Origin of the sequence: Kocuria oxytropis, from assembly GCF_040981195.1 — a bacterium.
Taxonomy (GTDB): Bacteria; Actinomycetota; Actinomycetes; order Actinomycetales; family Micrococcaceae; genus Kocuria; species Kocuria oxytropis.
In genome coordinates this window covers 1-23,515 of sequence record NZ_JAVFXA010000007.1, presented here as the reverse complement: position 1 = coordinate 23,515, position 23,515 = coordinate 1, and the positions used below count along the sequence as shown (strand labels likewise).

Genomic DNA, 23,515 nt, shown 5'->3' with positions numbered 1-23,515 from the left:
CCTCGCACCCCCGGCCCCGCCGTGCCGCCGTTCCGGGTCTCAGACCCCAGCCGGGACCTGCGGGTCGGCCGGCTGGGCAGCGGCCGGAGCCGTGCGCACGCGGGGTGTGAACCCGGAGGGGGTCTGCTCGCGGTAGAGGCGGTACAGCTCGAGCCGCTGCGTGTCCGTCTCGGTCTGCGGGCGCGCCGTCGTCAGGCCGACCAGGACGTAGGTGAGCCAGCCCAGGGCGCCGGCCAGGAGCGTGGCCCAGCCGTCGAAGGCGCTGGTGACCACGGTGTTCTCGATGTGGAGGAGATCGTTGGGGGCGCCGTAGATCGTGGGCGTCAGCACGAGGAGCACCAGCCGGCTGGTCAGGCCGACCACCGCCGCGGCCAGGGCGGCCCGGGCGCCGGGGCGCCGCCAGAAGGTGCCGAGGATGAACGAGGCCGACAGGCTCGCGAGCATGAGGTCGAAGGCCAGTGTCAGCAGGATCCCGGTCTGGCTGACCCGCACGGCCAGCAGGATCCCGATGAGCACCACCGGCAGCATGGCCAGGCGCGTCCAGCGCAGGAGGGGGTCGTGGGCTCCGGTGATCTCGGTGCGGCGGACGTTGAAGACGTTGCGCACGGTCACCGCGGAGGTGGCCAGGATGGCTCCCGAGGCCGTGGAGAAGGATGCGGCCACGATCCCGGACAGCACCAGGACCGCCAGCAGCGGGGGAGCGTACTCGCCCAGCAGCGTGTAGAGGATCGGCCCGTTCTCCGCCGAGAGCCCCAGGACGGAGGACGCGGTCAGCGCCACGAGGGCGAAGACCGTGCCGATGACCGCGGTGGTGCCGGCGGCCACGAAGCACGAGCGCTGGGCCACGGCGGGGCTCTTCGCCCCGAAGATCCGCTGCATGAAGTCGATCGCCACGAGGTCGCCGATGCCGAGGGCCACCAAGGTGGCCCAGTTGATCGGCGCCCCGGCCTCCGCCGAGGTCAGCTGCTCGAGGTCGAACGGGCCCATCCCCTCCGGGATCACGATGCCGTAGGTCAGTCCGACCCACACGATGAGCGCCACGGCCGCGACCACGGTGATCACGGTCTGCAGCACCGCCGTGTAGGCGTCCGAGAACAGCCCGCCGGCCAGGGTGTAGCTGAGCACCAGGGCGCTGGCCACGACCACGCCGATCGAGTACGGGACGTTCGCGAAGTACTCCAGCAGGAAGCCGCACGCCACCAGATTGCCGGCCAGCAGGAAGGTGAAGGCGAAGATCATGATCACCGAGGCGAGCGTCTCGGTGGTGCGCCCGTAGCGGATCCGGAAGAAGTCGCCGAGGGTGAACAGGCGCATCCGGTTCATGGGCTTGGCGAGGAACAGCCCGGCGAGCAGGAGGCACACGGCCAGGCCGATGGCCAGGGAGGCCCCGGCCCAGAAGCCGTACCCGGAGGTGAGGTCCGTGTTGCCCACGGTGGCGTTCGAGTCCACGGCCGCCGCGGTGAGGGACACCGCGACCAGGGGCATCCCCAGCTGTCGCCCGGCCACGAGATAGTTGGTGCTGTCGCCGTCCACCTTGCGCGCCACGAGTACGCCGATGATGAGCACCGCCAGCACGGTGATGCCGACCCCGAGAATGATCATGTGCTTCTCCCCGCCTGGGCTCCGCCCGAGCGGAGTTCCTGTCATCTGACAGGTAAAGCATGTCCGGGAGGTGCGGCGCGGTGGTTTCTCCTCCGTAACGTCTGTGTTTAACCGCAGCGCCCCGCCCCGGGGACTCCCGGGGCGGGGCGCTGCAGGCGGAGCAGGAGCGGGACTACACGTCCCGGCGGGCGCGGTGGACGATCTTGTTGCGCACCGTCACGGCCAGCACGATGAACAGCAGGCCGTAGAGCACCAGCGGGATGGGACCGGTGACGAAGATCGAGTAGTCGCCGTTGGAGGACAGCAGGGCGTCGCGCATGCTGGTCTCGGCCAGCGGGCCGAGCACCATGCCGATCAGCAGCGGGGCCACCGGCACGTCGTGGCGGCGCATGATGAAGCCCAGCACGCCCAGTCCGAGCAGCAGCAGCAGGTCGAAGACCGCCCCCGAGGTGGCGTAGATGCCGAGCCCGCAGAACACCATGATCCCCGCGTAGAGGTACTGGCTGGGGATCAGCAGCAGCTTCGCCCACAGCTGGGCGAAGGGCAGGTTGATGACCAGCAGCACGACCATCGCGATGAAGAAGCTGGCCAGCAGCGCCCACACGAGCTCCGGCGCCCGGTCGAACAGCAGCGGGCCGGGCTGGAGGCCGTACTGCTGGAAGGCGGCGAGCATGATCGCCGCGGTCGCCGAGACCGGCAGGCCCAGGGCCAGCAGCGCACCCATCGCGGTGCCGGTGGTGGCGTTGCCGGCGGCCTCGGGGGCGGCCAGGCCGCGGATCGCGCCCTTGCCGAACATCGGGTTGGGGCGGCGGCGGTCGATGCGGCGCTCGAGGTCGTAGGACATGAAGGTCGGCACCTCGGCGCCGCCCACCGGGATCACGCCGAAGGGCAGCCCGATCGCCGTGCCGCGCGCCCACGCCGGGGCGGCCTCCTTGAGCTCCGCCCGGGAGAGGAACGGGCGCCCGGTGACCTTCATCTGGTGGGCGGCCGGGTTGCGGCGGATCCGGGAGGCCACGTGCAGGACCTCGCCGAGGGCCAGGACCGCGACGGAGACGGTCACCAGGGAGACGCCGTCGAACAGGTTGGGGGAGCCGTACGTGAAGCGCTCCGAGCCGGAGATCGCGTCGATGCCCACGGTGGCGACGCCCAGGCCCAGGACCAGGGAGGCCAGGCCCTTGACCGCGGAGTCGGAGACCACCGAGGACGTGGCCACGAAGGCGAACAGCGCCAGGGCGAAGTACTCGGCCGGACCGAAGTTCGCGGAGAAGTCGGCGAGCCGGGGCGCGAGGAAGACCACGACCACGGAGGCGACCATGCCGCCGATGAACGCGCCGATCGCCGCGGTGGCCAGCGCCTGCGGGGCCCGGCCGTCCTTGGCCATCTTGTGGCCCTCGAACGTGGAGGCGATCGCCGACCCCTGCCCCGGGGTGTTCATCAGGATCGCCATGGTCGAGTCGCCGAACAGGCCGCCGAAGTACACGCCGGCGAAGAGGATGAACGCCGCGGTGGGGTCCAGGGCGAAGGTCATCGGCAGCAGCAGGGCCACGGCCATGGAGGAGCCGAGTCCGGGCAGCACGCCCACGGCGGTGCCGAGGAGGCAGCCCACCACGACCCACAGCAGGTTCATGGGGGTCAGCGCGCCGGCGAACCCGTCCATCAACAGATTGAGTGCGTCCATGTCAGAATCCGCCTCCCAGGATGCCGGACGGGAGGGTGAGCCCCAGGCCGACGGTGAATGCCAGGTAGATCGCGCTGCTCACGAGCAGGGCGAGCGAGATGTCGAAGAGGGGCCGGCGGCTGCCGAAGCCGCGGGCCACGGCCCAGAACAGCAGGGCGGCGGCCAGGATCCAGCCCAGCACCTCGAGCGTCAGGGCGAAGGCCAGGAACCCGCCCGCGGACCAGGCCACCGCGGACCAGTCCGAGTGGGTCCGCCAGGTGCGCGCCGAGAGCTCCTCGGGGTGCTCCGGGGTGCGCAGGTAGTGCAGCACCAGCAGGGCCGCCAGGACGTAGCCGGCCACGGTCAGGATCAGCGGGTAGAACGTGGGGCCGGGGAAGTCGGTGCCCTCCGGGATCTCCATGGTCAGGACGCCGATCAGCAGATAGGTGCTGAAGGCGGCCACCACCGCGGGCACCACGAGGCCGCTGCGGCCGCTCCACCAGGAGGTGGTGGTCTCCGGCTGCTCCCACGGAGGTTGGACGTCGGTCCGGTGCTCCCCGGCGGTGCCGGTGTGCGAGGACGTGGGGGTGCTCATCAGGAAATCTCCTCTACCAGCATGGCGATGCGCTCCTGCTCCGAGGCCAGGAACTCGTCGAACTCGTCGCCCGCGAGGTACACCTCGGTCCACTTGTTGCGCTCGACGGCCTTCTGCCACTCCGGGGTGGCGACGGTCTCCTCGAGCAGGGTCCGCAGCTCGGCGAACTCCTCGTCGGTGATGCCGGGCGGGGCCAGGACGGCCCGCCAGTTGGCCAGGTCCACCGGGAAGCCCTGCTCCGTGAGGGTCGGGATCTCGACGCCCTCCAGCCGCTCCGGGGCGGCCATGCCCAGTGCCCTCAGCCGGCCGGCCTCGATCTGGTCGGCCACGTCCATGTACCCGGAGGTGGCCGCGTCCGCGGTGCCCGTGATCAGGGCCTGCGTGGCCTCGCCGCCGCCGGACTTCGGGATGTAGGTGGTCTCGGACGGCTCGATGCCGGCCTCGAGCGCGAGCTCGGTCATCACGAGCTGGTCGAAGGTGCCGCCGCCGGTCCAGGCGACCTCGGCGGGCTTCGCCCGCCAGGCCTCCACGAGCTCGTCCATCGTCTCGTAGGGCGAGTCGGCGGGGACCACGACGACGTCGTACTCCTCGACCACCCGGGCGATCGGGCGCACGTCGTCGTGCGTGACGGCCGAGTCGAGCTGCGCGACGCCGGCGACGAGGCCCGCGCCCGTGACCATCAGGGTGTTGGCCTGCCCCTCCATGGTGGAGAGCTGGCCGAGGCCGATGGTGCCGGCCGCGCCCGGGATGTTCACCACCTGGGTGTTGTTGACCAGGCTGTTGGCGCGCATGGCCTGCTGCTGCTCCCGCATGAACGTGTCCCACCCGCCGCCGGCGCCCGCCGGGGCGATCAGGGTGAGGTTCGAGCGGATGTCCGAGCCGGCCGTGGCCGACTGGAAGGAGAAGAAGGCGGCCACGCCGATCACGGCGGCGGCGATCACGCCGTAGACCGTCATGGCGACCGGGTGCCGGCGCCGGGTGCCCGGCTGGGCCTGATCTGGTGGTGAGCTCACGGGGATCCACTTTCCTGGGTCGTGGGGTGCGGGTGCATGGCTCTGTCGGAGCCGCTCACTCGACGGTAAGTGACCCGGATCACGCGGGGGCCGTTGATCCGGCTTTCGTGCGTAGTGATCGTTGTGCTGGTTCTGCGCATTCTGCTCACGCGGAAAGAGACGGTCCTCACACGTTCGGCCGTAGGGTGGACCTCGTTTTGTACTCCCCTGTCCCATCACCCGTTGTCCCCACCCCACTGCGGAGGCTCCCATGACCGTCGTCGTTGCCCGTACCAGCACCCCCGAGGGCGAGGCCGCGCTCGCGGCCGCGGTCGAGGAGGCCGGACGCCGCCAGGAGGACCTGCTGGTCTTCAACCTGGGAGGCGCCCAGATCGACCCCGAGGCGAACGAGCTGGACGGCGTTCCCGTCAGCTTCCGCACCCCCGACACCCGCAACCGGGACGCCGTGGGCGAGCTCCTCGACACCGCGGAGCAGGTCGACGCCTCCGCCGTGGTGATCGGCGTGAAGCACCGCAGCCCCGTGGGCAAGCTGCTGCTCGGCAGTGCGGCCCAGCAGATCCTGCTCGAGGCCAACGCGCCGGTGATCGCGGTCAAGCCCCGGCGCTCCTGAGGCATGGCCGCGCCCGCCCCGGGGCCCCGCTCCGGGGCCTGGCTGTGGTTCCTCGTGGCCGGGGCCCTGCTCACGCAGACCGCCCTGAACCTGGTGCGCCCGGTCACCACCTACAAGCTGCTGTCCCTGGACGCCGACTCCGTGACGGTCGGCCTCGTCACGGCCGCCTACGCCGTGATCCCGCTCGTCACGGCCATGTGGCTGGGCCGGATGACCGACCGGGTGCGGGAGCTGCGGACCATGGTGGTCGTCGGCGCCCTGGTCCTCGCCCTGGGGGCGGTGGCCCTGGCCCTCGCCCCCAGCGTGGCGCTCGTGGCCGTGGCGAGCGCCCTGCTCGGCATGGGGCACCTGGTGTTCACCATCGCCGGGCAGTCGGCGGTCGCCCGCTTCTCCCCGCCGGACCAGCTGGACAAGGGCTTCGGCTGGTTCACCGCGGCCTTCTCCGCCGGGCAGCTGATGGGCCCGCTGCTGGTCGGCGTGCTCCTGGGCTCGGGCAGCGACGTCGACTCGCCGGAGCGCATCGCCGACATCACGCTGTCCCTGTGGATCGGGGCCGGGCTGTCCCTGCTCGTGGCGCCCCTGATGCTCCTGCGCCCCCGTGCGGCCGGGTCCGCGGGCAGGCCCGCCCGGGACGACGACGCCGGGGCGGCGGAGCGGGCCGCTCCCGTCACCGGTGAGCTCGAGGCGGTCCCGGGGGCGCCGCGCGCGTCCATGGCGCGGATCCTCCGGGTGCCCGGTGTCCCGTCCCACATGCTGGCGTCCCTGGCCCTGCTGGCGATGCTCGACATCCTCACCGCCTTCCTGCCGCTGGTGGGCGAGCGGGCCGGGGTCTCCCCGGCGTGGATCGGCGTCCTGCTGGCCGTGCGCGGCGGCGCGTCGATCCTCTCCCGCGTCCTGCTCCCCTGGCTGGCCCACCGGATGTCCCGGCGGGCCCTCCTGCTGGTCAGCCTCTACGGCGCCGGGTGCACCCTGGCCGTGCCGCCCGCCGTGATCACGGTGCCGTGGTTCGCCGCCCTGCTGCTCTTCGTGGGCGGCTTCTGCCTGGGACTGGGCCAGCCGATCACCATGACCCTGGTGTCCACCGCCGTCCCGTCCGCGTGGCGGGGCTCGGCGCTGGCCGTGCGGCTCGTGGGCAACCGGGCGGGGCAGGTGGCCATGCCGCTGCTCGCCGGCCTGGTGGCCGCGCCGCTCGGCCCGGCCGGGGCGATCTGGTTCACGTGCGCGGTGCTGCTGGTCAGCGGGCTGGAGAAGACCGTGCGGCGCTGACCGGGCGGACCCGGAGCGCGCCACAGTGCGGGCACAGCAACGCCACAACGGCGGCACAATCCGGCCTGGTCAGCTGGAGGACGAGAAGGACCGCAGGGTCCGGGCCGGCGGGCAGGGAGCCCGGCGGCACGTCCGAGAGAAGGAACCCGCCGCCATGGTCGACGTCCACCGTCCCGCCCCGCCCGCACGACCGGCCGAGGAGAGCCCGGCGCTGCCGCTGGTTCGGCGGCGCCGGCTGGTGGGGGTCGACGCCGCCCGGGGCCTCGCCCTGGTCGGGATGATGTCGATCCACATCCTGCCCGCCTGGAACCCCGAGACCTACGAGCCCACCCTCCAGTGGGAGCTGTTCGCGGGCCGCGCCGCCGCCCTGTTCGCCCTCCTGGCCGGGGTGGGCCTGGCCTTCTCCTCCGGCGGGCGCACCCCGCACCGGGGCCGGACGCTGACCGCCGACCGGGCGGGGCTGCTGGTCCGGGCCGTGCTGATCACGGTGCTCGGGCTGCTGATCAACCAGGTCATGCCGGCCGACCCGCCCGCGTACGACATCCTCGTCTACTACGGCATGTTCTTCCTGCTGGCGATCCCCTTCCTGCACCTGCCCGCACGGGCGCTGTTCGGCCTCGCGGCCGCCGCCGCCGTGCTGGGTCCCGTGCTGATGCAGGCGCTGCGCGGGGCGCTGCCCGCGCTCGAGGTGGAGAACCCGACCGTCGCCGACGTGCTCGCCGACCCGGGGACCGTGCTGTCCCAGGTGCTGCTCACCGGCACATACCCGGCGGTCCCGTACCTGGCCTACCTGCTCGCCGGGATGGCGATCGGCCGGCTGAACCTGCGGTCCGCGCGGGTGCAGGTGCGGCTGCTGTGGGTGGGGCTCGCCGTGGCCGTGGGCGCCTGGCTGGTGTACTGGGTGCTGATCCTGCAGGCCGGGGGCTACGACCAGCTGATGAGCTCCACCCCGGGGCTGAGCGAGGACCGGATCGACGAGATCATCGTCTGGGGACCGGACCCGGTGCTGCCCGACACCTCCTGGTGGTGGCTGCTGGTCCCCGGCCCGCACACGAACACCCCGGTGGCCGTCCTGCAGGACCTGGGCTCCGGCACGGCCGTGCTGGGTCTCCTCCTGCTCGTGGCGCGCCGGGCCGGTGCCTGGCTGCTGCCGCTGAGCGCGATGGGGACGATGACCCTGACGCTCTACTCGGCGCACCTGCTGGCCCTGGCGGCCATGCTCCACTACGAGGTGCCGCTGCTGTGGTTCCTCATCCACGTGGTGGTCGCGGCGCTCTTCGCGGTGGCCTGGCACCGCTCCTTCGGACGGGGTCCGCTGGAGCGGGTCGTGGCCCTGGCCGCCGGCGCCGGCCGCGGCCTGGTGCTCGGCACCGGCCCGGCACGGCGCTCCTGATCCGGCCGCCCGGCCACCCGGCCGCCCGGCTGCCCGGCCGCCCGGCTGCCCGGCCGCCCGGCTGCCCGGCCGCCCGGCTGCCCGGCCGCAGCCGGCCGAGCAGCACGTGGCCACCGTCCGGGCGGGTCGCGCGGGGGCCCGGGTCCGGACCGGGCCGCCAGGGGGCCCGGCGGAGACGGTCCCGTGCTCAGGCGGTGCCCAGGGGGAGGCGGACGGTGAAGAGCGTGCGGCCCGGCCGGGACTCCACGCCCACCGTGCCGCCGTGTGCCTGCACCACCGAGCGCACGATCGACAGTCCCAGCCCGGTGCTGCCCTCCCGGGTCTGCCGGGAGCCGTCCAGGCGGCTGAAGCGCTCGAAGAGCCGGGCCTGGAACTCGGCCGGGATCCCCGGGCCGGCGTCGAGCACGGAGGCCTCCGCCCAGCCGTCGGCGGTGGCCCGCACAGCGGCGGTCACCGCGGTGCCGGGCGGGGTGTGCTTGCGGGCGTTGGAGAGCAGATTGGCCAGCACCTGGTGGAGCTGTCCCACGTCCGCGCGCACCGGCACGGGCTCCTCCGGCACGTCCAGGGCCCAGTCGTGGTCGGGGCCCGCCGCCGAGGCGTCGGTCAGGGCCTCGAGCACCAGCTCGCCGAGGTCCGCGTCCCGCAGCTGAGGCGGGCGGCCCTCGTCCAGCCGGGCCAGCAGCAGCAGGTCCTCCACGAGGGCGGTCATCCGCAGCGTCTGCTGCTCGACCCGGGCCAGCGAGGCGCGGCCGGGACCGGTCAGGGGCTCGGTGAGCTGGAGCATGTCCGTGTAGCCGCGCACGGCCGCCAGCGGGGTGCGCAGCTCGTGCGAGGCGTCGGCCACGAACCGGCGCAGCCGCGTCTCGGAGGACTGGCGGGCGGCCAGGGCGGAGTCCACGTTCCGGAGCAGGGAGTTCAGGGCGTGGCCGACCTCCCCGACCTCGGTGCCGGGCCGGGCCAGCTCGGCGGGCACGTGCTGGCCGGCCAGCGAGACCTCCCCGGAGGCCAGCGGGAGGCGTGCGACCCGGGAGGCCGCGGCCGAGACCTGTTCCAGCGGCTTCAGGGCACGGCGCACGACGACGGTCCCGGCCACCGCCGTGGTCAGCAGCGCGAGCAGGCTGCCCACCGTCATGGTGGTCACCAGCTCCGCCACGGTGTCGTCGACCGACGCCGTCGGCAGCCCGGTCACCAGCACCCGCTCCCCGCCCCGGGTGTCCCGGGAGACGGACTCGACCCGGTACTCGCCCACGGACAGGGCCACGTCCGTGAGCCGGCCCTGCTCCGTGCCCGTGGAGCGGCGGCGGTCCCCGAAGCCCCGCTCGTCCGGGCTCTCGGCGGCGAAGACCCCCGCGTCCTGCAGGGCCGCGACGTCCGCCTCGGGCAGGGGTGCGGGTTCCCCGGACCCGGTGCGGTAGGACGCCGTGACGATCTCGTCGTCCTCCAGCACGGCCACCAGGACGCCCACCGGCTGGCCGGGGGCGTCGAGGGGGTCCCGCTCCAGGGCGGGGTCCCCCCGCGTGAAGGTCAGGGCCCGCCCGGTGGCCTGGCGCAGCGAGCCGTCGAGCCGCTCGACGAGGTCCTGGCGGGTGAGCTCCACGATCGTGGCGCCCAGCACGAGCAGCACCACCGCCAGGAGTGCGAGCACCCCGGCGATGAGCCGGGTGGCCAGCGGCAGGCGCCGCCCGGGCGGCGGGTCCGGCCGCGGGTCCGGCGGGCGGTGCCCGGGCAGGGGGTCGTGCGGCATCAGGGCGCGGGTTTGATGACGTACCCGGCCCCGCGCACGGTGTGGATCATCGGGGCCCGTCCGGCGTCGATCCGCTTGCGGAGGTAGGAGATGTAGAGCTCCACGATGTTCGCCTGGCCCGAGAAGTCGTAGTGCCACACGTTGTCGAGGATCTGCGCCTTGGACAGCACCCGGCGCGGGTTCTCCATCAGGTAGCGCAGCAGCTCGAACTGGGTGGCGGTCAGCTCGACCGGCTCACCGGCCCGGGTGACCTCGCGGCTGTCGACGTTGAGCACCAGGTCCCCGACCACCAGGGTGGCGCTGTCCTGGGCCGCGACCCCGGAGCGCTGCACGAGCCGGTGCAGCCGGATGAGCACCTCCTCGATGGAGAAGGGCTTGGTCACGTAGTCGTCCCCGCCCGAGGCCAGGCCCTCGATCCGGTCGGCCACGCTGTCCTTGGCCGTGAGGAACAGCACCGGCACCTCGGGGTAGGACCGGCGGATCCGGGCCAGGATCTCCAGCCCGTCCAGCCCCGGGAGCATCCGGTCCAGGACCAGCACGTCCGGGGCGAACTCGCGGGCCTGGGCGACCGCGTCGTAGCCCTCGTGGGAGATCCGGGCCTCCCACCCGCACATGCCCGTGCCCATGGCCACGAGGTCGGCCAGCGCCGGCTCGTCGTCCACCACGAGCACCCGGATCGGGGAACCGTCCGGGTGGGTCAGCCGGGGCAGGACCTCGGTGAGGACGGAGAAGCTGGAGGAGTAGGACATGGGAGCTCCCGGTGCGGGCGGACGTGACACCGTCACTGTCCTCCACCAGATTAGGCGCAGGTCCTGTGGAAGCTGTGCGGGGCCTGTGCGACGGTCCCGGAGACACAGCCGATGCGGGTGTGCCGGCACAGCTGGGGCACAGGCTGCGGCCGGACGCTGGAACCACTCGACGCCCTCCGGCGCCCACGGAGCTCGCGAGCCAGTCATCCACCGGACGTTCAGGAGCGGACATGCGCACCATCACCATCACCATCACCGACGCCGTCGAGGCCGCCGCCCGCGCCCAGTACGAGCGCGCCGCCCACCCCGGAGCACCCCGCTGGGAGGACTGTGCCGAGATCGAGCGCGCCGCCTACCGGATCGCGGTGCGGCCCCACGTCGAGGCGGCCGCCCCGTTCATCGCCGCGCAGTCCCTGCGGGACGCCGCCGCCGCCTTCGCCGCCACGCGCCCGTCCGAGGCCGCCCGGCGCAGCCTCGAGCACCCGGTCGTGGAGCTGCAGGCCATGGCCTATCGGCACACCGCCGCCCAGCGCCCCGTCGCGGTGCCGCCGTCGTCGCCGGCCCCGGGCGCTGTTCCCGTCCCGGTCACCGCTCCCGCCCCGCGGCGGATGCGCGGCCTGCTCGGGGCGCTCCGGCCGGCGCGGAGCTCCGAGGCCCTGTAGGCGCCCGGACCGCGGCCGGGCGCGGTGGCAGGCAACGGCGTCCGGGAGTGCCGTCCGGCCGCGGGCCGCGAGGACCGGGAGCGGCCCGGCGGCACCTCCGCCACCGGGCCGCGGGAGGGCGCTACTCGGCCGCGGCCTCCGCGTGGCGGTGCCGCTGTGCGGCGTAGCCGAGGATGAGCAGGCCGGCCACGGCCAGGCCCACGCCCACCCAGGCGGGGGAGCGGTAGCCCCAGCCGGCGGAGATCACGATCCCGCCGAGGAAGGCGCCCATGGCGTTGGCCAGGTTGAAGGCCGCGTGGTTCATGGCGGCCGTCAGGGACGGGGCGTCCTTCGCCTCGCGCAGCAGGCGCACCTGGAGGGAGGTCGTGAAGATGGAGCCCATGATGCCGATCCACAGCACGCCCAGGACGGCCGCCGCGGGGACGTGGACGAACAGGGCGAAGAACGCCAGGGCCACGCCCGAGACGGCGCCGGCGCCGAGGGCGGTGCGCTCCACCGAGCGGTCGATGAGCGGTCCGGCCAGCAGCGAGCCGAGGGTCATGCCCACGCCGAAGACGGCCAGCACCCACGGCACGGTGCCGATGTCCAGGCCGGTGAGCTCGGTGAGGGTCGGGGAGATGTAGGTGTAGACCGCGAACATGCCGCCGAAGCCGACCGCGCCCGCCACCAGGGTCAGGGCCACCTGCGGGCGCGCCAGGGCGCGGATCTCCTGGCCCGCGGAGGCCATGCCCTCGTTGCGGGTGCGGGGCACCCACAGGGCCAGCGCCCCGATGGTCAGGGCGCCCAGGACCACCACCAGCAGATAGGCCGAGCGCCAGCCGAGGGCCCCGCCCAGGGCGGCCGCGAACGGCACGCCCACGATGTTGGCGATGGTGAGGCCCAGCATCACCCGGGCCACCGCGGTGCCGCGCCGCTCCCGGGCCACCAGGGAGGAGGCCACCACCGCGGCGACCCCGAAGTAGGCGCCGTGGGGCAGGCCGGAGAGGAAGCGCGCCACGTACAGCCACCCGAGGGCCGGTGCGGCCGCCGAGAGCCCGTTGCCCAGCACGAACGTGAGCATCAGGGCCAGCAGCAGGGTCTTGCGCTCCACCCGGGCGGCGAGGGACGTGATGAGCGGCGCGCCGACCACCACGCCGAGGGCGTAGAGCGAGATGGACTGGCCCACGGCGGGGATCGAGGCGCCGAAGTCCTCGGCGATGAACGGCAGCAGGCCCATCGAGGCGAACTCCGTGGTGCCCACGCCGAAGCCGCCGAGGGCCAGGGCGAAGATGGCGAGGCGGGTGCCGACGGGGCCGGGGGCGTCGACCACCTGGAGCAGGGCGGTGCGGGGTGCGGACACGGCGGGTCCTTCCGGTGTGGGCGCAGGGACGGGGAACGAGCACGTCGTCGAGCCCGAGCAGAAGAAAAAGGGGTGGTTCTCGATGCTACGCGGGTTCGTCCGCGTCTCCCATGGCCGCCGGTGTGATCTTGGTCAGGTCCCGCGGCGCCGGCGGCCGGCCCTGCGGCCGTCCGCCTCACGCCCGAGGGCCCGTCCGGCCACGCGGTGGCGTGGCCGGACGGGCCCTCGGGTGCCGGGCGGCAGCCCCTGCTCAGCGGAAGGCGGAGTGCCCGGTCAGGTGCTGGCCCAGGATGAGGGTGTGCACCTCGTCGGTGCCCTCGTAGGTGCGCACCGACTCCAGGTTGTTGGCGTGGCGCAGCGGTGAGTGGTCGAGGGTGACCCCGTTGCCGCCGAGCATCGTGCGCGCCTGGCGGCACACCTCGATGGCGACCCGGCAGTTGTTGAGCTTGCCCACCGAGATCATGTGGTTCTCCAGCCGGCCCTCGTCCTTGAGCCGCCCGATGCGCAGCGCCAGCAGCTGCCCCTTCTGGATCTCGAGAGCCATGTCCACGAGCTTCTCCTGGGAGAGCTGGTAGGCCGCGAGCGGCTTGTCGAACTGGATGCGCTCCTGCGAGTAGGCCAGCGCGGCGTCGAAGCTGTCCCGGGCGGCACCGAGGGCGCCCCACACGATGCCGTAGCGGGCCTCGTTGAGGCACGAGAAGGGTCCCCGAAGACCGGGGTGGTGCGGCAGGAGGGCGTCGTCGGGCAGCCGGACGTCCTCGAGGGTGATGTCGCACTGGATGGAGGCGCGCATGGACAGCTTCGGCTCGATCGGGGTGGCGGTGAACCCGGGGGTGTCGGTGGGCACGAGGAAGCCGCGGACGCGCTCCTGCCCGCTCTCGTCGGCGGCCTTGGCCCAGATCACGGCCACGTGGGCGATGGAGGCGAGCCCGATCCAGCGCTTGGCGCCGTTGAGGACCCACGCGTCGCCGTCGCGCACGGCGGTGGTGGCCATGGTCGAGGGGTCGGAGCCGGCGGTGGGCTCGGTGAGACCGAAGCAGCCGATGATCTCGCCGGCGGCCATGCCGGGCAGCCAGCGCTGCTTCTGCTCCTCGGAGCCGTGCTTGGCGATCGCGGACATCGCCAGCGAGCCCTGCACGGAGACGAACGTGCGCAGCCCGGAGTCCCCGGCCTCGAGCTCCTGCATCGCGATGCCGTACTGGACCGCGGACTTCCCGGCGCACCCGTAGCCCTGCAGGTGCATGCCGAGCAGGCCGAGCCGGGCCATCTCGGGCACGAGCTCCTGGGGGAACACGGCGTCGGCGTACCAGCCGGCGATGTTCGGCCGGATCCTCCGGTCCACGAACTCGCGCACCGCGTCCCGGGTCTCGATCTCCTCGGCGCTGAGGTCGGCGTCGAGATGGAGCAGGTCGGTCGCGGCGGCGTTCATGGGTCCTCCTGGGAGTCGGGATGCGGGGATGCCTTCGACGAGGATGACGCATTCGTGATCCACGCAACACCGATCGCCGAACAATTGATCTATAGGTATCACTGAACATCACATTAGGTATTTGAGGTTTCACAGTGGGTCGTGGAAATGTGATCTGCACGACATCAGCCCGACATCCGCTGATCCCGTTCCCTGATCCCCGGAGGACCCTGTGACCTGTTCGTCCCCCACCGCCGTCGACGCCCCGCCCCGGGTGCGCGTCGAGCGCACCGGCGCCGTGGCCGTGGTGACGCTCGACGATGAGCGGCGCCGCAACGTGCTCGGCCAGGAGCTGCGCACCGAGCTGCGGTCCGCCCTGGCGGAGCTCGCGACCGACCCCGGGACCCGGGCCGTGGTGCTCACCGGAGCGGGAGGCTGCTTCAGCGGCGGCGGGGACCTCGCCGCCATGCCGCCCGCCGGTCCCGCCGAGGCCCAGGCCCGGATGGAGGCCCTGTCCGGGCTCGTGCAGGAGCTCGCGGCGCTGGAGAAGCCGGTCGTGGCCGCGGTGGACGGCCCCGTGGCCGGGGCGGCCGCCGGCCTGGTGTGCTGCTGCGACGTGGTGGTGGCCGGGGAGAGCGCGCGGTTCCTGTTCCCCTTCACCCGCCTGGGCCTGGTCCCGGACGGGGGCTTGCTGCACGCGCTGGTCCAGCGCACCGGCGCGGGTCGCGCCCGGCGGATCCTGCTCGAGGCCGACCCCGTGGACGCCGTCGCGGCACGGGAGGCCGGTCTGGTGGACCACCTCGTCCCGGACGCGGAGGTGCTCCCCGCCGCGCTCGCCCGCGCCGGGGAGCTGGCCGGGCGGGCCCCGCTGGCCGTCGCCGCGGTCAAGCGGGGGATCCGCGAGGCCTCCGGCTCGCTCGAGGACGCCCTGGCGTTCGAGCGGGCGCAGCAGCCGGTCCTGTTCGGGACCTCCGACTTCCTCGAGGGCAAGCAGTCGTTCTTCGACCGCCGGAACCCCTCCTTCTCCGGGCGCTGAGCGCCATCACCGCACGTCGAAAGGCCATCATGAGGACAACGACAACACGGCTCGCCGCCCTGGGCGCCGCCGCGCTGCTGGCCCTGACCGGTTGCGCCGGGGCCGAGGGGAGCGAGCCGGTGGGCCCCGACGGGCTCCCGCAGCAGCTGGTGTGGTCCACCTACAACGTGGGCACCGGCACCTACAACGATCTCGCCGCCATCGCCAACACCCTCACCAACGAGGAGGGCGTCCAGGTGCGGCTGATGACCGCCGACACCGGCATCGGCCGGCTGGCCCCCCTCGTCAACGGCACCGTGGACTACGCCCGGACCGGGGACGAGTACTACTACGCCTTCGAGGGCGACTACGAGTACGCCAGCGAGGTGTGGGGACCGCAGGACATCAGGATGGTGTGGGCGCCGCCCGGCAACTACGGGATGCTCGTGCGCGAGGACAGCGGCATCGACTCCTTCGCCGATCTCGAGGGCAAGCGGGTCCCCAGGCTGACCGCCAACACCTCGATCAACAACAAGATGGAGGGCTTCCTCAACTACGGCGGTCTCACCTGGGACGACGTCGAGCAGGTCCCGATCTCCTACGGCGAGCAGATCGCCGGCCTCGAAGCGGGCCAGATCGACGCCCTCTACCAGAACGTGGTCGGCTCCAACATCGACGAGCTGGCCTCCGGCACGGACGTGAAGTGGCTGTCCTTCGACGACCCCGACCCGGCCCGCTACGAGACCTGGGAGGAGCTCATGCCCATGGTCACGGTCGGCGAGATCACCGACGGCGCCGGGATGGAGAAGGGCGAGACCGCCCGCGTCCTCGAGTACACGATCCCGCTCACCACGATGGGCTCCCGGGACGCGGACGAGGTCTACCACCTCGTGAAGGCGATGGTCGAGAACTACGAGCACTACGAGGGCACCACCCCGGACACGAAGCAGTTCTCCTTCGACGCCGTCCTGAAGGAGCCGCTGGTGGTCCCGTTCCACGAGGGCACCGTGCGCTACTTCGAGGAGCGCGGCGTCTGGAGCGAGGAGCTCGAGCAGAAGAACAACGAGCTCATCGAGCGCGGCGAGCGCATGCGGGAGGCCTGGCCCGGCGTCGTCGAGTCCTCCTCCGAGGAGGAGCTCGAGCGGAACTGGACGGAATGGAAGAAGAACGAGCTGGACGGCCAGGAGAACGGCGAGGGGAACGACGATGAGAACTGACACCCGGGTGACCCCCTTCTGGCGCACGGTCGTGATCGTGCTGACGGTGCTGGGCGTGCTGCTGGCCATGAACCAGGTGTTCTTCTGGAACGTGGGCGGGCTGTCCCTGCTGACCAACTCCTACCTCTACCTGATCCTGGCGGCCTTCCTGCCGGTCGTGTTCATCGTCAACCCGCTGCGCAAGGTCCCGCTGACCCAGCAGGTGGCGGACCAGCAGGACGAGGACCGGACCGGCGCCACCGCGGCCGGTGCCGGCCGGGAGCGCCGGGTCCAGGGACTGGACGTGCTGCTCATGGTCGTCTCCGCGGCGGTGTGCGTGTACTTCGCGCTCAACGGGACGCGGATCAAGAACTACGGCTGGGAGTTCATGGCGCCCACCGCCGCCACGGTCGCCGCCTTCGTGCTGTGGCTCGTGGTGCTCGAGGCCCTGCGCCGCACCGGCGGGCTGACCGTGACGGTCATCGCGCTGCTGTTCTCCCTGTACCCGCTGGTCGCCGAGGACCTGCCGATCGCCGTCCTGCAGGGCGTCACCTACGACCTGCCGACGCTGGCGCAGGTGCACATCATGGGGGCCGAGGGCGTGCTGGGCCTGCCCATCCAGACCGCGGCCACCATCCTGATCGGCTTCCTGGTCTTCGGGGTGGCCCTGCAGCATACCGGCGGCGCGGACTTCTTCCACAACCTGTCCATGTCGATCTTCGGCCGGTACCGCGGCGGCGCGGCGAAGGTGTCCGTGGCCAGCAGCGCCGCGATGGGCATGATGAGCGGCAGCGCGGTCTCCAACGTGCTGACCACCGGGCCCATGACCATCCCGGCCATGAAGCGCTCCGGGTTCAGCTCCACCTACGCGGGCGGCATCGAGGCCACGGCCTCCTCCGGCGGGTCCATCACCCCGCCGATCATGGGCACCGCCGCGTTCCTCATGGTCTCCTTCGTGGGCGTGCCCTACACGGAGATCCTGGTGGCCGCGACCATCCCCGCGGTCCTCTACTTCCTCGGCATCTACCTGCAGGTGGACGGCTACGCCGCCCGCAACGGGCTGAAGGGCGTGCCCGCGAACCTGCTGCCCCGGACCCTCGCCACGATCGTGCAGGGCTGGCCCTACGTGCTGGCCCTGGGCCTGCTGACCGGGCTGCTGTTCCTCACGGACTCCGAGACCCAGGTGCCGTACTGGGTGATCCTGGTGCTGCTGATCGTGGCCGTCCTGCGCCCCGGCCAGCGCTTCGGGCCGCGGGAGTTCACCGACTTCCTCGTGGAGTGCGGCCGGACGCTGAGCAACATCATCGGCATCATCGCCGGCGTGGGCCTGATCGTCGGCGGCCTCACCGCCACGGGCGTGAGCCTGTCCCTGGCCCGCGAGCTGGTCTCGCTGGTGGGCGACAACGTGGTCCTGATCCTCATCGCCGGGGCCGTCACCTGCTTCATCCTGGGCATGGGCATGACGATCTCCGCGGCCTACGTGTTCCTGGCGATCGTCATGGTCCCGGCGGTCATCGACCTGGGGGTCAACCCGCTCGCGGCGCACCTGTTCGTCATCTACTGGGCGTCCGTCTCCTACATCACCCCGCCGGTGGGCCTCGCCGCCTTCGCCGCGGCGGGCCTGGCCAAGGCGCCCGCCATGGCCACGAGCGTGGCGGCCATGAAGCTCGGCGCGGTGAAGTACATCGTCCCGTTCGGCTTCGCCCTCAACCCCGCCCTGGTCGCCCAGGACTCGCCCGGCCGGATCCTGCTGGCCTTCGCCCTGAGCATCGTGGGGGTCTACGCCCTGGCCTCGGCCATCGAGGGCTGGACGGTCGGCTTCGACCGCCGGATGCCCGTCCTGTTCCGGGTCGCGGCCGCGGCCGGCGGGTTCCTGCTGTTCCTGCCCACGCCGCTCACCGCGGTCCTCGGCCTGGCCCTCGTGGCCGGCAGCGTGCTCCTGACCTTCCTGACCGTGAAGGCGGAGCCCAGGGGCGACGACGACGCCCCGGCCGCCACCGCCCCCGAGCCCGCCACCGCCACCGTCTGACCGGAAGGACCCGCCATGACAGAGACCACCACCGACACCGACACCGGCGCCGGGACCCGTCTCGACACCGGGACGGACACCGTCCTCGCCGAACTGCGCGGCAGTGTCGCGGTCCTCACCGTGAACCGGCCCGAGGTCCGCAACGCCCTGAACGCCGGGGTGCTGGACGGCATCGAGACCGCGCTCGACACCCTGGAGCGGCGGGAGGACGTCGGCGCCGTCGTCCTCACGGGCGCGGGGGAGAAGGCCTTCGTGGCCGGCGCCGACATCTCCCAGCTGATCGGCTACACGCTGCGGGACGGCCTGCGCGCCCGGATGCAGCGCCTCTACGACCGGATCCAGGACCTCGAGCTGCCCACCATCGCCGCGGTCAACGGCTTCGCCCTGGGCGGCGGCAACGAGCTGGCGATGTCCTGCGACATCCGCGTGGCGGCGGCCGGCGCCCGGTTCGGGCTGCCCGAGACCAACCTCGGCATCCTGCCCGGCGCCGGCGGCACCCAGCGGCTGTCCCGCCTCGTGGGGCTCGGCCGGGCGCAGGAGATGATCCTCACCGGCCGGATCATCGACGCCGAGGAGGCGCTGAGGATCGGTCTGGTGACCAGCGTGGTCCCCGCCGAGGAGCTGATGGACACCGCCCTGGCCACCGCCGGGACGATCCTCGCCAAGGGCCCCCTGGCCGTGCGGCTGGCCAAGCTCGTGGTGCGCAACGGCGCCGAGACGGACCAGCGCACCGGCCTGCTGCTGGAGCGGCTGGCCCAGTCCCTGCTCTACGCCGCGGACGAGAAGGCCGAGGGCGCGAACGCCTTCCTGGAGAAGCGCCCCGCCCGCTTCCGCGACGAGCCCTGACCTGACGGGCCCTGTCCCGCCGGGCACTGACCCGACGGGCCCTGATCCGGCGGACCCCACCCGACGAGCCCCGACTGGCCGGGCCCCGAACCCCGGCCGGGGGCACCCGTGCCACCGACCGTCGCACCCCTGCCCGACGCACCCCTGCCCGCTGCCGTGCGCAGCACCACCGTCATCGAGGAGCACATCATGAACCCCCAGCCGAGCATCGACGCCGTCCACGACGTCCTGGTCGTGGGATCCGGCGCCATGGGCACCCAGATCGGGGCGGTCTTCGCCCTCGCCGGCTACGCCGTCACCACCAGCGACCTCGACCCGGACGCCCTCGAGCGGTCCCGGTCCGAGGTGCACCGCCGCCTCGGCAGGCTCGCCGAGAAGGGCACCAGGACCCGGGAGGAGGTGGACGGCGCCCTCGCCCGGATGACGTACACGACCGACTCGCTCGAGGCCGCGCGCTCCGCCGACTTCGTGCTCGAGGCCGCCGTGGAGCGCCTCGACATCAAGCGCCGGCTGTTCGCCGACCTCGACGAGGCCGCGCCCGAGCACGCCGTCCTCGCGACCAACTCCTCGACCATTCCCTCGTCCCTGCTCATGGACGCGACCGGCCGGCCCGACCGCGTGTGCAACATGCACTTCTTCAACCCGGCGCTGGTCATGGCCTGCGTCGAGGTGGTGCGCAACCCGCAGACCTCGCACGCCACCGTGGAGACCACCGTGGAGCTCGCCCGCCGGCTCGGCAAGCAGCCCGTGCGGCTCCAGCACGAGGTCCCCGGCTTCGTGGCCAACCGCCTCCTCGGCGCCCTGCGGGACGAGGCGCTGCGGCTCGAGGCCGACGGCGTCGCGAGCTTCGAGGACATCGACGTGGCCGCACGGACGGCTCTGGGGCACCCGATGGGACCCTTCGAGCTCATGGACCTGGTCGGCATCGACGTGTCCTACCTGATCCGCATGGCCGAGCACGAGCAGAGCGGGGACCCCGCGGACCTCCCGCACCCCTCCGTGGAGGCGCTCTACGAACAGGGCCGGTACGGCCGCAAGACCGGCCGCGGCTGGTACGAGTACGCCGGCTGAGCCCCGAGGGCGAGCACCGGACGAGAAGCGACGACGAGGAGCAACGACATGAACCAGTTCGAGGACGCGCGCGCCCTGCAGGAGATCTTCGGCCGCCCCGGCACGGGACCGCTGGCCGGGGTGGTGGTGGCGGACCTCAGCCGCGTGCTCGCCGGCCCCTACTGCACCATGCTGCTGGCGGACATGGGCGCCACCGTCATCAAGGTGGAGAGCACCACGGGGGACGACGCCCGCGCCTGGGTCCCGCCCCACCGGGACGGCGAGAGCACGTTCTTCCTCTCGGTGAACCGCAACAAGCACTCGATCGTCCTGGACTTCTCCGACCCCGAGCAGCTCGAGGTCGTGGAGCGGATCATCGCCCGGGCGGACATCCTGGTGGAGAACTTCAAGCCCGGAGGCCTGGCGCGCTACGGCCTCGACTACGAGAGCGTCAGCGCCTGGCGGCCCGACCTCGTCTACGCCTCGATCACCGGCTTCGGCACCGCCGGCGGCGCCGACCTGCCCGGCTACGACCTCCTGGCCCAGGCCCTCTCCGGGATGATGAGCCTCACCGGCAGCCAGCACGGCGAGCCGTACCGGGCCGGCGTGGCCCTCTTCGACGTCATCACCGGCCTGCACGCGGCCACCGGCATCCTGGGCGCGTTCCACGAGCGGCAGTCCTCCGGCACGGGCCAGCACGTGGAGCTGAACCTGCTGACCTCGGCCCTGTCCGGGCTGGTGAACCAGTCCGCCGCGTACGTGGCCGGGGGCAGCGTGCCCACCCGCATGGGCAACGAGCACCCGAGCCTCTACCCCTACGAGCCGTTCCCCACCCGGGACAAGGACATGGTCATCGCCGTGGGCAACAACGGGCAGTTCGCCCGGCTGTGCCGGTGCCTCGGGGCGCCCGAGCTCGCCGAGGACGAGCGGTTCGCCACGGTGTCCGCGCGCAACGCCCACCGGGTGGAGCTGCGCCGGCTGATGATCGAGCGGCTCGCCGCGCGGGACGCCGAGGACTGGTTCGAGCGGCTCAAGGCGGTGCAGGTGCCCTGCGCCCCGATCCTCGGGGTGGACGAGGGCGTCCGGTTCGCCGAGGGCCTCGGCCTGGACCCGGTGGTCCTGGCCGGGACCGGGGACCGGGAGATCCCCACGGTCCGCCATCCCGTGGACTTCAGCCGCACGCCGGTCGACTACACGCAGGCCCCGCCCCGGCTGGACGGCGACCGGGAGCGTGTCCTGGCCTGGCTCGAGCGCGGCGAGCCCGCGGTCCGGCAGGCGTCATGAGCACGGTCAGCACCGCCGGCGCCGTCCACACCACCGTGCTGCCGGTGCGCTGGTCCGACCAGGACCTCAACCGGCACGTGAACAACGCCCGCGTGGTCACCCTCGTCGAGGAGGCACGGCTCTCGGCGATCGCCGCGTGGCTGGGGGAGGACGGCGTCCCGGACCCCGCCCACCCGCGCGTGGTGGTCTCCCTGACGCTCGACTACCTGCGCCCCATCGACCACGGACCCGAGCTCACGGCCCGCGTGCGGGTGCCCCGGGTGGGGCGGTCCTCCTACACGGTGGCCTACGAGCTGGTCCAGCACGGGCAGGTCGCGGCCCGTGCCCGCACGGTGCTCGTGCAGATGGACCCGGCCACCGGCCGCTCCACACCGCTGCCGGACCGGGTGCGGGCGGTCCTCGAGGGCGTCGTCGTCCCGGACCCGGACCCGGACCCGGACGCGGCCGCGGGCCCCGTGACCGTGCGTGCATGACCGCGTTCCGCAGGGGCCGGCCCGGGCTGCGGGCGCGGCGGATCGCCTACCCCGCGCTGCTGGCCACCACGGCGATGGGCACGATGTCCTCGAACGTGATCAACGCGCCGCTGTACGTCATCCAGACGGACCTCGCCATGACGGCCCAGCAGTCGGTGCTGGCCGTGAGCGCCTTCACGGTGGCGATGGCCACGGCCGTCCCGCTCGCCGGCTGGCTCGGCGAGCGGCTCGGCGTCAAGGCCTTCCTGCTCTCGGCGCTGGGCGTCATGGTCCTCGCCGAGCTCACGGCGGCCGCGGCCACGGGCCTGGAGGCCCTCGTGCTCGCCCGCGCGGTGCAGGGCGCGGCGTGCAGTGCGATCCCGCCCTGCGTGCAGGCCGCCCTGGTCACCACCTGGCCGGAGCGGACCGCCCAGACGATGGGGGCCTGGGCCTCGGCCATCGGCGTGGGGCAGGCCGTGGGCCCGCCCTTCGGCGGGGTCCTCACCGAGGCGCTGGGCTGGCGCTGGGTCTTCGTGGTGCACGCCGGGACGGTGCTCGTGCTCATCCTCCTGCTGACCGCGTTCATGCCCCGGATCGGGCGGCGGCGCCCGCCCCTGCACATGTCCGCGATGGTCTGGCTGCTGCTCGGCGGGGGCTCGACGGCCGTCGCCGTGGTGCTGGCCGGGCAGTCCGGGCCCTGGTCCTGGGCGGCGGGCAGCGCGGTCTGCGCCGTGCTCGGCTGGTGGCTGTTCCTCCGGCTGTCCCGGCGGCGGCACCGCCGCGCCGCCGGGGACCCGCGGGCGCCCCGGCCCCTGCTGGATCCGGCCCTGCTGCGGGACCCCGCCTATCTCACGGCCGCCGCCGGCTCCGGGCTGGCCATGGGCTCCATGGCGGTGGCCATCGTGGCGATGCCGCTGTTCCTCGGGTCGGACCTGGAGCTGGGGCCCGCCGGGATCGGCGGCGTGGTCCTCACCCTGGCGCTCGCCATGACGGCGGCGGGACCCGTCGCGGCGCGGGTGGGGCGCCGGCACGGCAGCGGGATCCAGCTGAGCCGCGGGGTGCTGACCCTCGTGGTCGCCGCCCCGGTGGTCACGCTGGCCATGGTCTCCTCCGGGCTGGGCGTGGCCCGGTGGGTGATCGTCTGCCTGGTGGTGCTGGGGCTCGTGCTCGCCGGGACCGGCATCGCCTTCGCCCAGAGCGCGGCGGCCACCGAGCTCGTGCTCTCGCCCGCCGGGGGCTCGGGGACCGCGATCGGCATCCACAACATGATCCGCTTCCTCTCGATGGCCGTGGGCTACTCCGTTGTCTCCCTGGCGTGGGCCACCGGGGCCTCGATCCTCGTCTTCCCCGCGGTCGCCCTGACCGCGCTGGGGCTGCTCGCCATCCTGCGGGCCACCCGCCGGCAATCCCCGGCGGCACCGGGAACACCGACCACCGCGGGTCCTGGGACCCGCCGACGAAAGGACCGACCATGACCACCACCTCGAGCACGCCCTCCACCGGGACGGCCACCGCCCTGCGCGCGGGCACCGCGACCTCCGACTACTTCCGGCTCGACGACGAGCTCGGTCCGGAGGAGGTCGCGGTCCGTGACCGGGTCCGGGC

20 protein-coding genes are annotated in these 23,515 nt (G+C 73.1%); 12 read left to right on the top strand and 8 right to left on the bottom strand.

Translation table 11 applies throughout. The features are described from left to right. Window positions 1-39 precede the first annotated feature (39 nt). From QYM41_RS08750 to QYM41_RS08735, 4 genes are all read right to left on the bottom strand, one after another. The gene (locus tag QYM41_RS08750) at window positions 40-1,602 is read right to left on the bottom strand and encodes a high affinity choline transporter 1 (RefSeq protein WP_368799361.1); all 1,563 of its coding nucleotides are present in this window, start codon (window positions 1,600-1,602) and stop codon (window positions 40-42) included. A 172-nt stretch (window positions 1,603-1,774) separates the two neighbouring features. Next, complete coding sequence (locus tag QYM41_RS08745; protein ID WP_368799360.1) at window positions 1,775-3,280, bottom strand: tripartite tricarboxylate transporter permease; 1,506 nt, start codon at window positions 3,278-3,280, stop codon at window positions 1,775-1,777. A 1-nt stretch (window position 3,281) separates the two neighbouring features. Then, window positions 3,282-3,854: a tripartite tricarboxylate transporter TctB family protein gene (locus QYM41_RS08740; RefSeq protein ID WP_368799359.1), complete on the bottom strand. Its 573-nt coding sequence runs from the start codon at window positions 3,852-3,854 to the stop codon at window positions 3,282-3,284. Continuing rightward, on the bottom strand, window positions 3,854-4,810 hold the full coding sequence (locus QYM41_RS08735) for a tripartite tricarboxylate transporter substrate binding protein (RefSeq protein ID WP_368799510.1): 957 nt from the start codon (window positions 4,808-4,810) through the stop codon (window positions 3,854-3,856). The genes QYM41_RS08740 and QYM41_RS08735 overlap by 1 nt, the downstream gene beginning before the upstream one ends. 307 nt (window positions 4,811-5,117) lie before the next feature. On the opposite strand from QYM41_RS08735, the gene QYM41_RS08730 reads away from it, so the two are divergent. The 3 genes from QYM41_RS08730 to QYM41_RS08720 all read left to right on the top strand — a co-directional run bounded on the left by QYM41_RS08730 (window position 5,118) and on the right by QYM41_RS08720 (window position 8,136). Then, on the top strand, window positions 5,118-5,477 hold the full coding sequence (locus tag QYM41_RS08730; RefSeq protein ID WP_368799358.1) for a universal stress protein: 360 nt from the start codon (window positions 5,118-5,120) through the stop codon (window positions 5,475-5,477). Window positions 5,478-5,480: 3 nt separating this feature from the next. Then, window positions 5,481-6,743 carry an MFS transporter gene (locus tag QYM41_RS08725; RefSeq protein WP_368799357.1) on the top strand — a complete coding sequence of 421 codons (1,263 nt, stop codon included), beginning with the start codon at window positions 5,481-5,483 and terminating at the stop codon, window positions 6,741-6,743. Between the two features lie 154 nt (window positions 6,744-6,897). Beyond that, complete coding sequence (locus QYM41_RS08720) at window positions 6,898-8,136, top strand: heparan-alpha-glucosaminide N-acetyltransferase domain-containing protein (RefSeq protein WP_368799356.1); 1,239 nt, start codon at window positions 6,898-6,900, stop codon at window positions 8,134-8,136. Between the two features lie 187 nt (window positions 8,137-8,323). On the opposite strand, the gene QYM41_RS08715 is transcribed toward QYM41_RS08720, so the two are convergent. Further along, complete coding sequence (locus tag QYM41_RS08715; protein WP_368799355.1) at window positions 8,324-9,880, bottom strand: sensor histidine kinase; 1,557 nt, start codon at window positions 9,878-9,880, stop codon at window positions 8,324-8,326. After that, on the bottom strand, window positions 9,880-10,629 hold the full coding sequence (locus QYM41_RS08710) for a response regulator transcription factor (protein ID WP_368799354.1): 750 nt from the start codon (window positions 10,627-10,629) through the stop codon (window positions 9,880-9,882). Before QYM41_RS08710 ends, QYM41_RS08715 begins: the two co-directional genes overlap by 1 nt. A 230-nt stretch (window positions 10,630-10,859) precedes the next feature. On the opposite strand from QYM41_RS08710, the gene QYM41_RS08705 reads away from it, so the two are divergent. After that, on the top strand, window positions 10,860-11,291 hold the full coding sequence (locus QYM41_RS08705; protein ID WP_368799353.1) for a hypothetical protein: 432 nt from the start codon (window positions 10,860-10,862) through the stop codon (window positions 11,289-11,291). A gap of 121 nt (window positions 11,292-11,412) precedes the next feature. Here the strand turns inward: QYM41_RS08705 and QYM41_RS08700 are convergent, their stop codons facing one another. Next, the gene (locus tag QYM41_RS08700; RefSeq protein WP_368799352.1) at window positions 11,413-12,630 is read right to left on the bottom strand and encodes an MFS transporter; all 1,218 of its coding nucleotides are present in this window, start codon (window positions 12,628-12,630) and stop codon (window positions 11,413-11,415) included. 250 nt (window positions 12,631-12,880) lie between these two features. Continuing rightward, window positions 12,881-14,059 (bottom strand): acyl-CoA dehydrogenase family protein, encoded by a 1,179-nt coding sequence (locus tag QYM41_RS08695; protein ID WP_368799351.1) that lies wholly within the window; start codon window positions 14,057-14,059, stop codon window positions 12,881-12,883. Window positions 14,060-14,270: 211 nt separating this feature from the next. Between QYM41_RS08695 and QYM41_RS08690 the strand changes: the two genes are divergently transcribed. The 8 genes from QYM41_RS08690 to QYM41_RS08655 all read left to right on the top strand — a co-directional run bounded on the left by QYM41_RS08690 (window position 14,271) and on the right by QYM41_RS08655 (window position 23,385). Further along, a complete protein-coding gene (locus QYM41_RS08690) occupies window positions 14,271-15,074 on the top strand; it encodes an enoyl-CoA hydratase/isomerase family protein (protein WP_368799350.1) in 804 nt (267 codons plus the stop codon). A gap of 29 nt (window positions 15,075-15,103) precedes the next feature. Then, the gene (locus QYM41_RS08685; protein ID WP_368799349.1) at window positions 15,104-16,270 is read left to right on the top strand and encodes a TAXI family TRAP transporter solute-binding subunit; all 1,167 of its coding nucleotides are present in this window, start codon (window positions 15,104-15,106) and stop codon (window positions 16,268-16,270) included. Beyond that, window positions 16,260-18,278 carry a TRAP transporter permease gene (locus QYM41_RS08680; protein ID WP_368799348.1) on the top strand — a complete coding sequence of 673 codons (2,019 nt, stop codon included), beginning with the start codon at window positions 16,260-16,262 and terminating at the stop codon, window positions 18,276-18,278. The genes QYM41_RS08685 and QYM41_RS08680 overlap by 11 nt, the downstream gene beginning before the upstream one ends. Window positions 18,279-18,293: 15 nt before the next feature. Continuing rightward, a complete protein-coding gene (locus QYM41_RS08675) occupies window positions 18,294-19,124 on the top strand; it encodes an enoyl-CoA hydratase/isomerase family protein (RefSeq protein ID WP_368799347.1) in 831 nt (276 codons plus the stop codon). Between the two features lie 189 nt (window positions 19,125-19,313). Beyond that, window positions 19,314-20,195 carry a 3-hydroxyacyl-CoA dehydrogenase family protein gene (locus tag QYM41_RS08670; RefSeq protein ID WP_438612575.1) on the top strand — a complete coding sequence of 294 codons (882 nt, stop codon included), beginning with the start codon at window positions 19,314-19,316 and terminating at the stop codon, window positions 20,193-20,195. 48 nt (window positions 20,196-20,243) lie between these two features. Beyond that, window positions 20,244-21,458 carry a CaiB/BaiF CoA transferase family protein gene (locus QYM41_RS08665; RefSeq protein ID WP_368799345.1) on the top strand — a complete coding sequence of 405 codons (1,215 nt, stop codon included), beginning with the start codon at window positions 20,244-20,246 and terminating at the stop codon, window positions 21,456-21,458. After that, window positions 21,455-21,931 carry an acyl-CoA thioesterase gene (locus QYM41_RS08660; protein ID WP_368799344.1) on the top strand — a complete coding sequence of 159 codons (477 nt, stop codon included), beginning with the start codon at window positions 21,455-21,457 and terminating at the stop codon, window positions 21,929-21,931. Before QYM41_RS08665 ends, QYM41_RS08660 begins: the two co-directional genes overlap by 4 nt. Next, window positions 21,928-23,385, top strand: a complete 1,458-nt coding sequence (locus QYM41_RS08655; protein ID WP_368799343.1) for an MFS transporter — start codon at window positions 21,928-21,930, stop codon at window positions 23,383-23,385. The genes QYM41_RS08660 and QYM41_RS08655 overlap by 4 nt, the downstream gene beginning before the upstream one ends. Window positions 23,386-23,515 lie beyond the last annotated feature (130 nt).

Bases quoted from the DNA above. Each gene is read 5' to 3' on its own strand.
- QYM41_RS08705 (WP_368799353.1), top strand. From the start codon at position 10,860: ATGCGCACCATCACCATCACCATCACCGACGCCGTCGAGGCCGCCGCC.
- QYM41_RS08730 (WP_368799358.1), top strand. From the start codon at position 5,118: ATGACCGTCGTCGTTGCCCGTACCAGCACCCCCGAGGGCGAGGCCGCG.
- QYM41_RS08750 (WP_368799361.1), bottom strand. From the start codon at position 1,602: ATGATCATTCTCGGGGTCGGCATCACCGTGCTGGCGGTGCTCATCATC.
- QYM41_RS08710 (WP_368799354.1), bottom strand. From the start codon at position 10,629: ATGTCCTACTCCTCCAGCTTCTCCGTCCTCACCGAGGTCCTGCCCCGG.
- QYM41_RS08715 (WP_368799355.1), bottom strand. From the start codon at position 9,880: ATGCCGCACGACCCCCTGCCCGGGCACCGCCCGCCGGACCCGCGGCCG.
- QYM41_RS08685 (WP_368799349.1), top strand. From the start codon at position 15,104: ATGAGGACAACGACAACACGGCTCGCCGCCCTGGGCGCCGCCGCGCTG.
- QYM41_RS08670 (WP_438612575.1), top strand. From the start codon at position 19,314: ATGAACCCCCAGCCGAGCATCGACGCCGTCCACGACGTCCTGGTCGTG.
- QYM41_RS08665 (WP_368799345.1), top strand. From the start codon at position 20,244: ATGAACCAGTTCGAGGACGCGCGCGCCCTGCAGGAGATCTTCGGCCGC.
- QYM41_RS08720 (WP_368799356.1), top strand. From the start codon at position 6,898: ATGGTCGACGTCCACCGTCCCGCCCCGCCCGCACGACCGGCCGAGGAG.
- QYM41_RS08725 (WP_368799357.1), top strand. From the start codon at position 5,481: ATGGCCGCGCCCGCCCCGGGGCCCCGCTCCGGGGCCTGGCTGTGGTTC.
- QYM41_RS08655 (WP_368799343.1), top strand. From the start codon at position 21,928: ATGACCGCGTTCCGCAGGGGCCGGCCCGGGCTGCGGGCGCGGCGGATC.
- QYM41_RS08745 (WP_368799360.1), bottom strand. From the start codon at position 3,280: ATGGACGCACTCAATCTGTTGATGGACGGGTTCGCCGGCGCGCTGACC.
- QYM41_RS08675 (WP_368799347.1), top strand. From the start codon at position 18,294: ATGACAGAGACCACCACCGACACCGACACCGGCGCCGGGACCCGTCTC.
- QYM41_RS08740 (WP_368799359.1), bottom strand. From the start codon at position 3,854: ATGAGCACCCCCACGTCCTCGCACACCGGCACCGCCGGGGAGCACCGG.
- QYM41_RS08660 (WP_368799344.1), top strand. From the start codon at position 21,455: ATGAGCACGGTCAGCACCGCCGGCGCCGTCCACACCACCGTGCTGCCG.
- QYM41_RS08735 (WP_368799510.1), bottom strand. From the start codon at position 4,810: ATGACGGTCTACGGCGTGATCGCCGCCGCCGTGATCGGCGTGGCCGCC.
- QYM41_RS08680 (WP_368799348.1), top strand. From the start codon at position 16,260: ATGAGAACTGACACCCGGGTGACCCCCTTCTGGCGCACGGTCGTGATC.
- QYM41_RS08695 (WP_368799351.1), bottom strand. From the start codon at position 14,059: ATGAACGCCGCCGCGACCGACCTGCTCCATCTCGACGCCGACCTCAGC.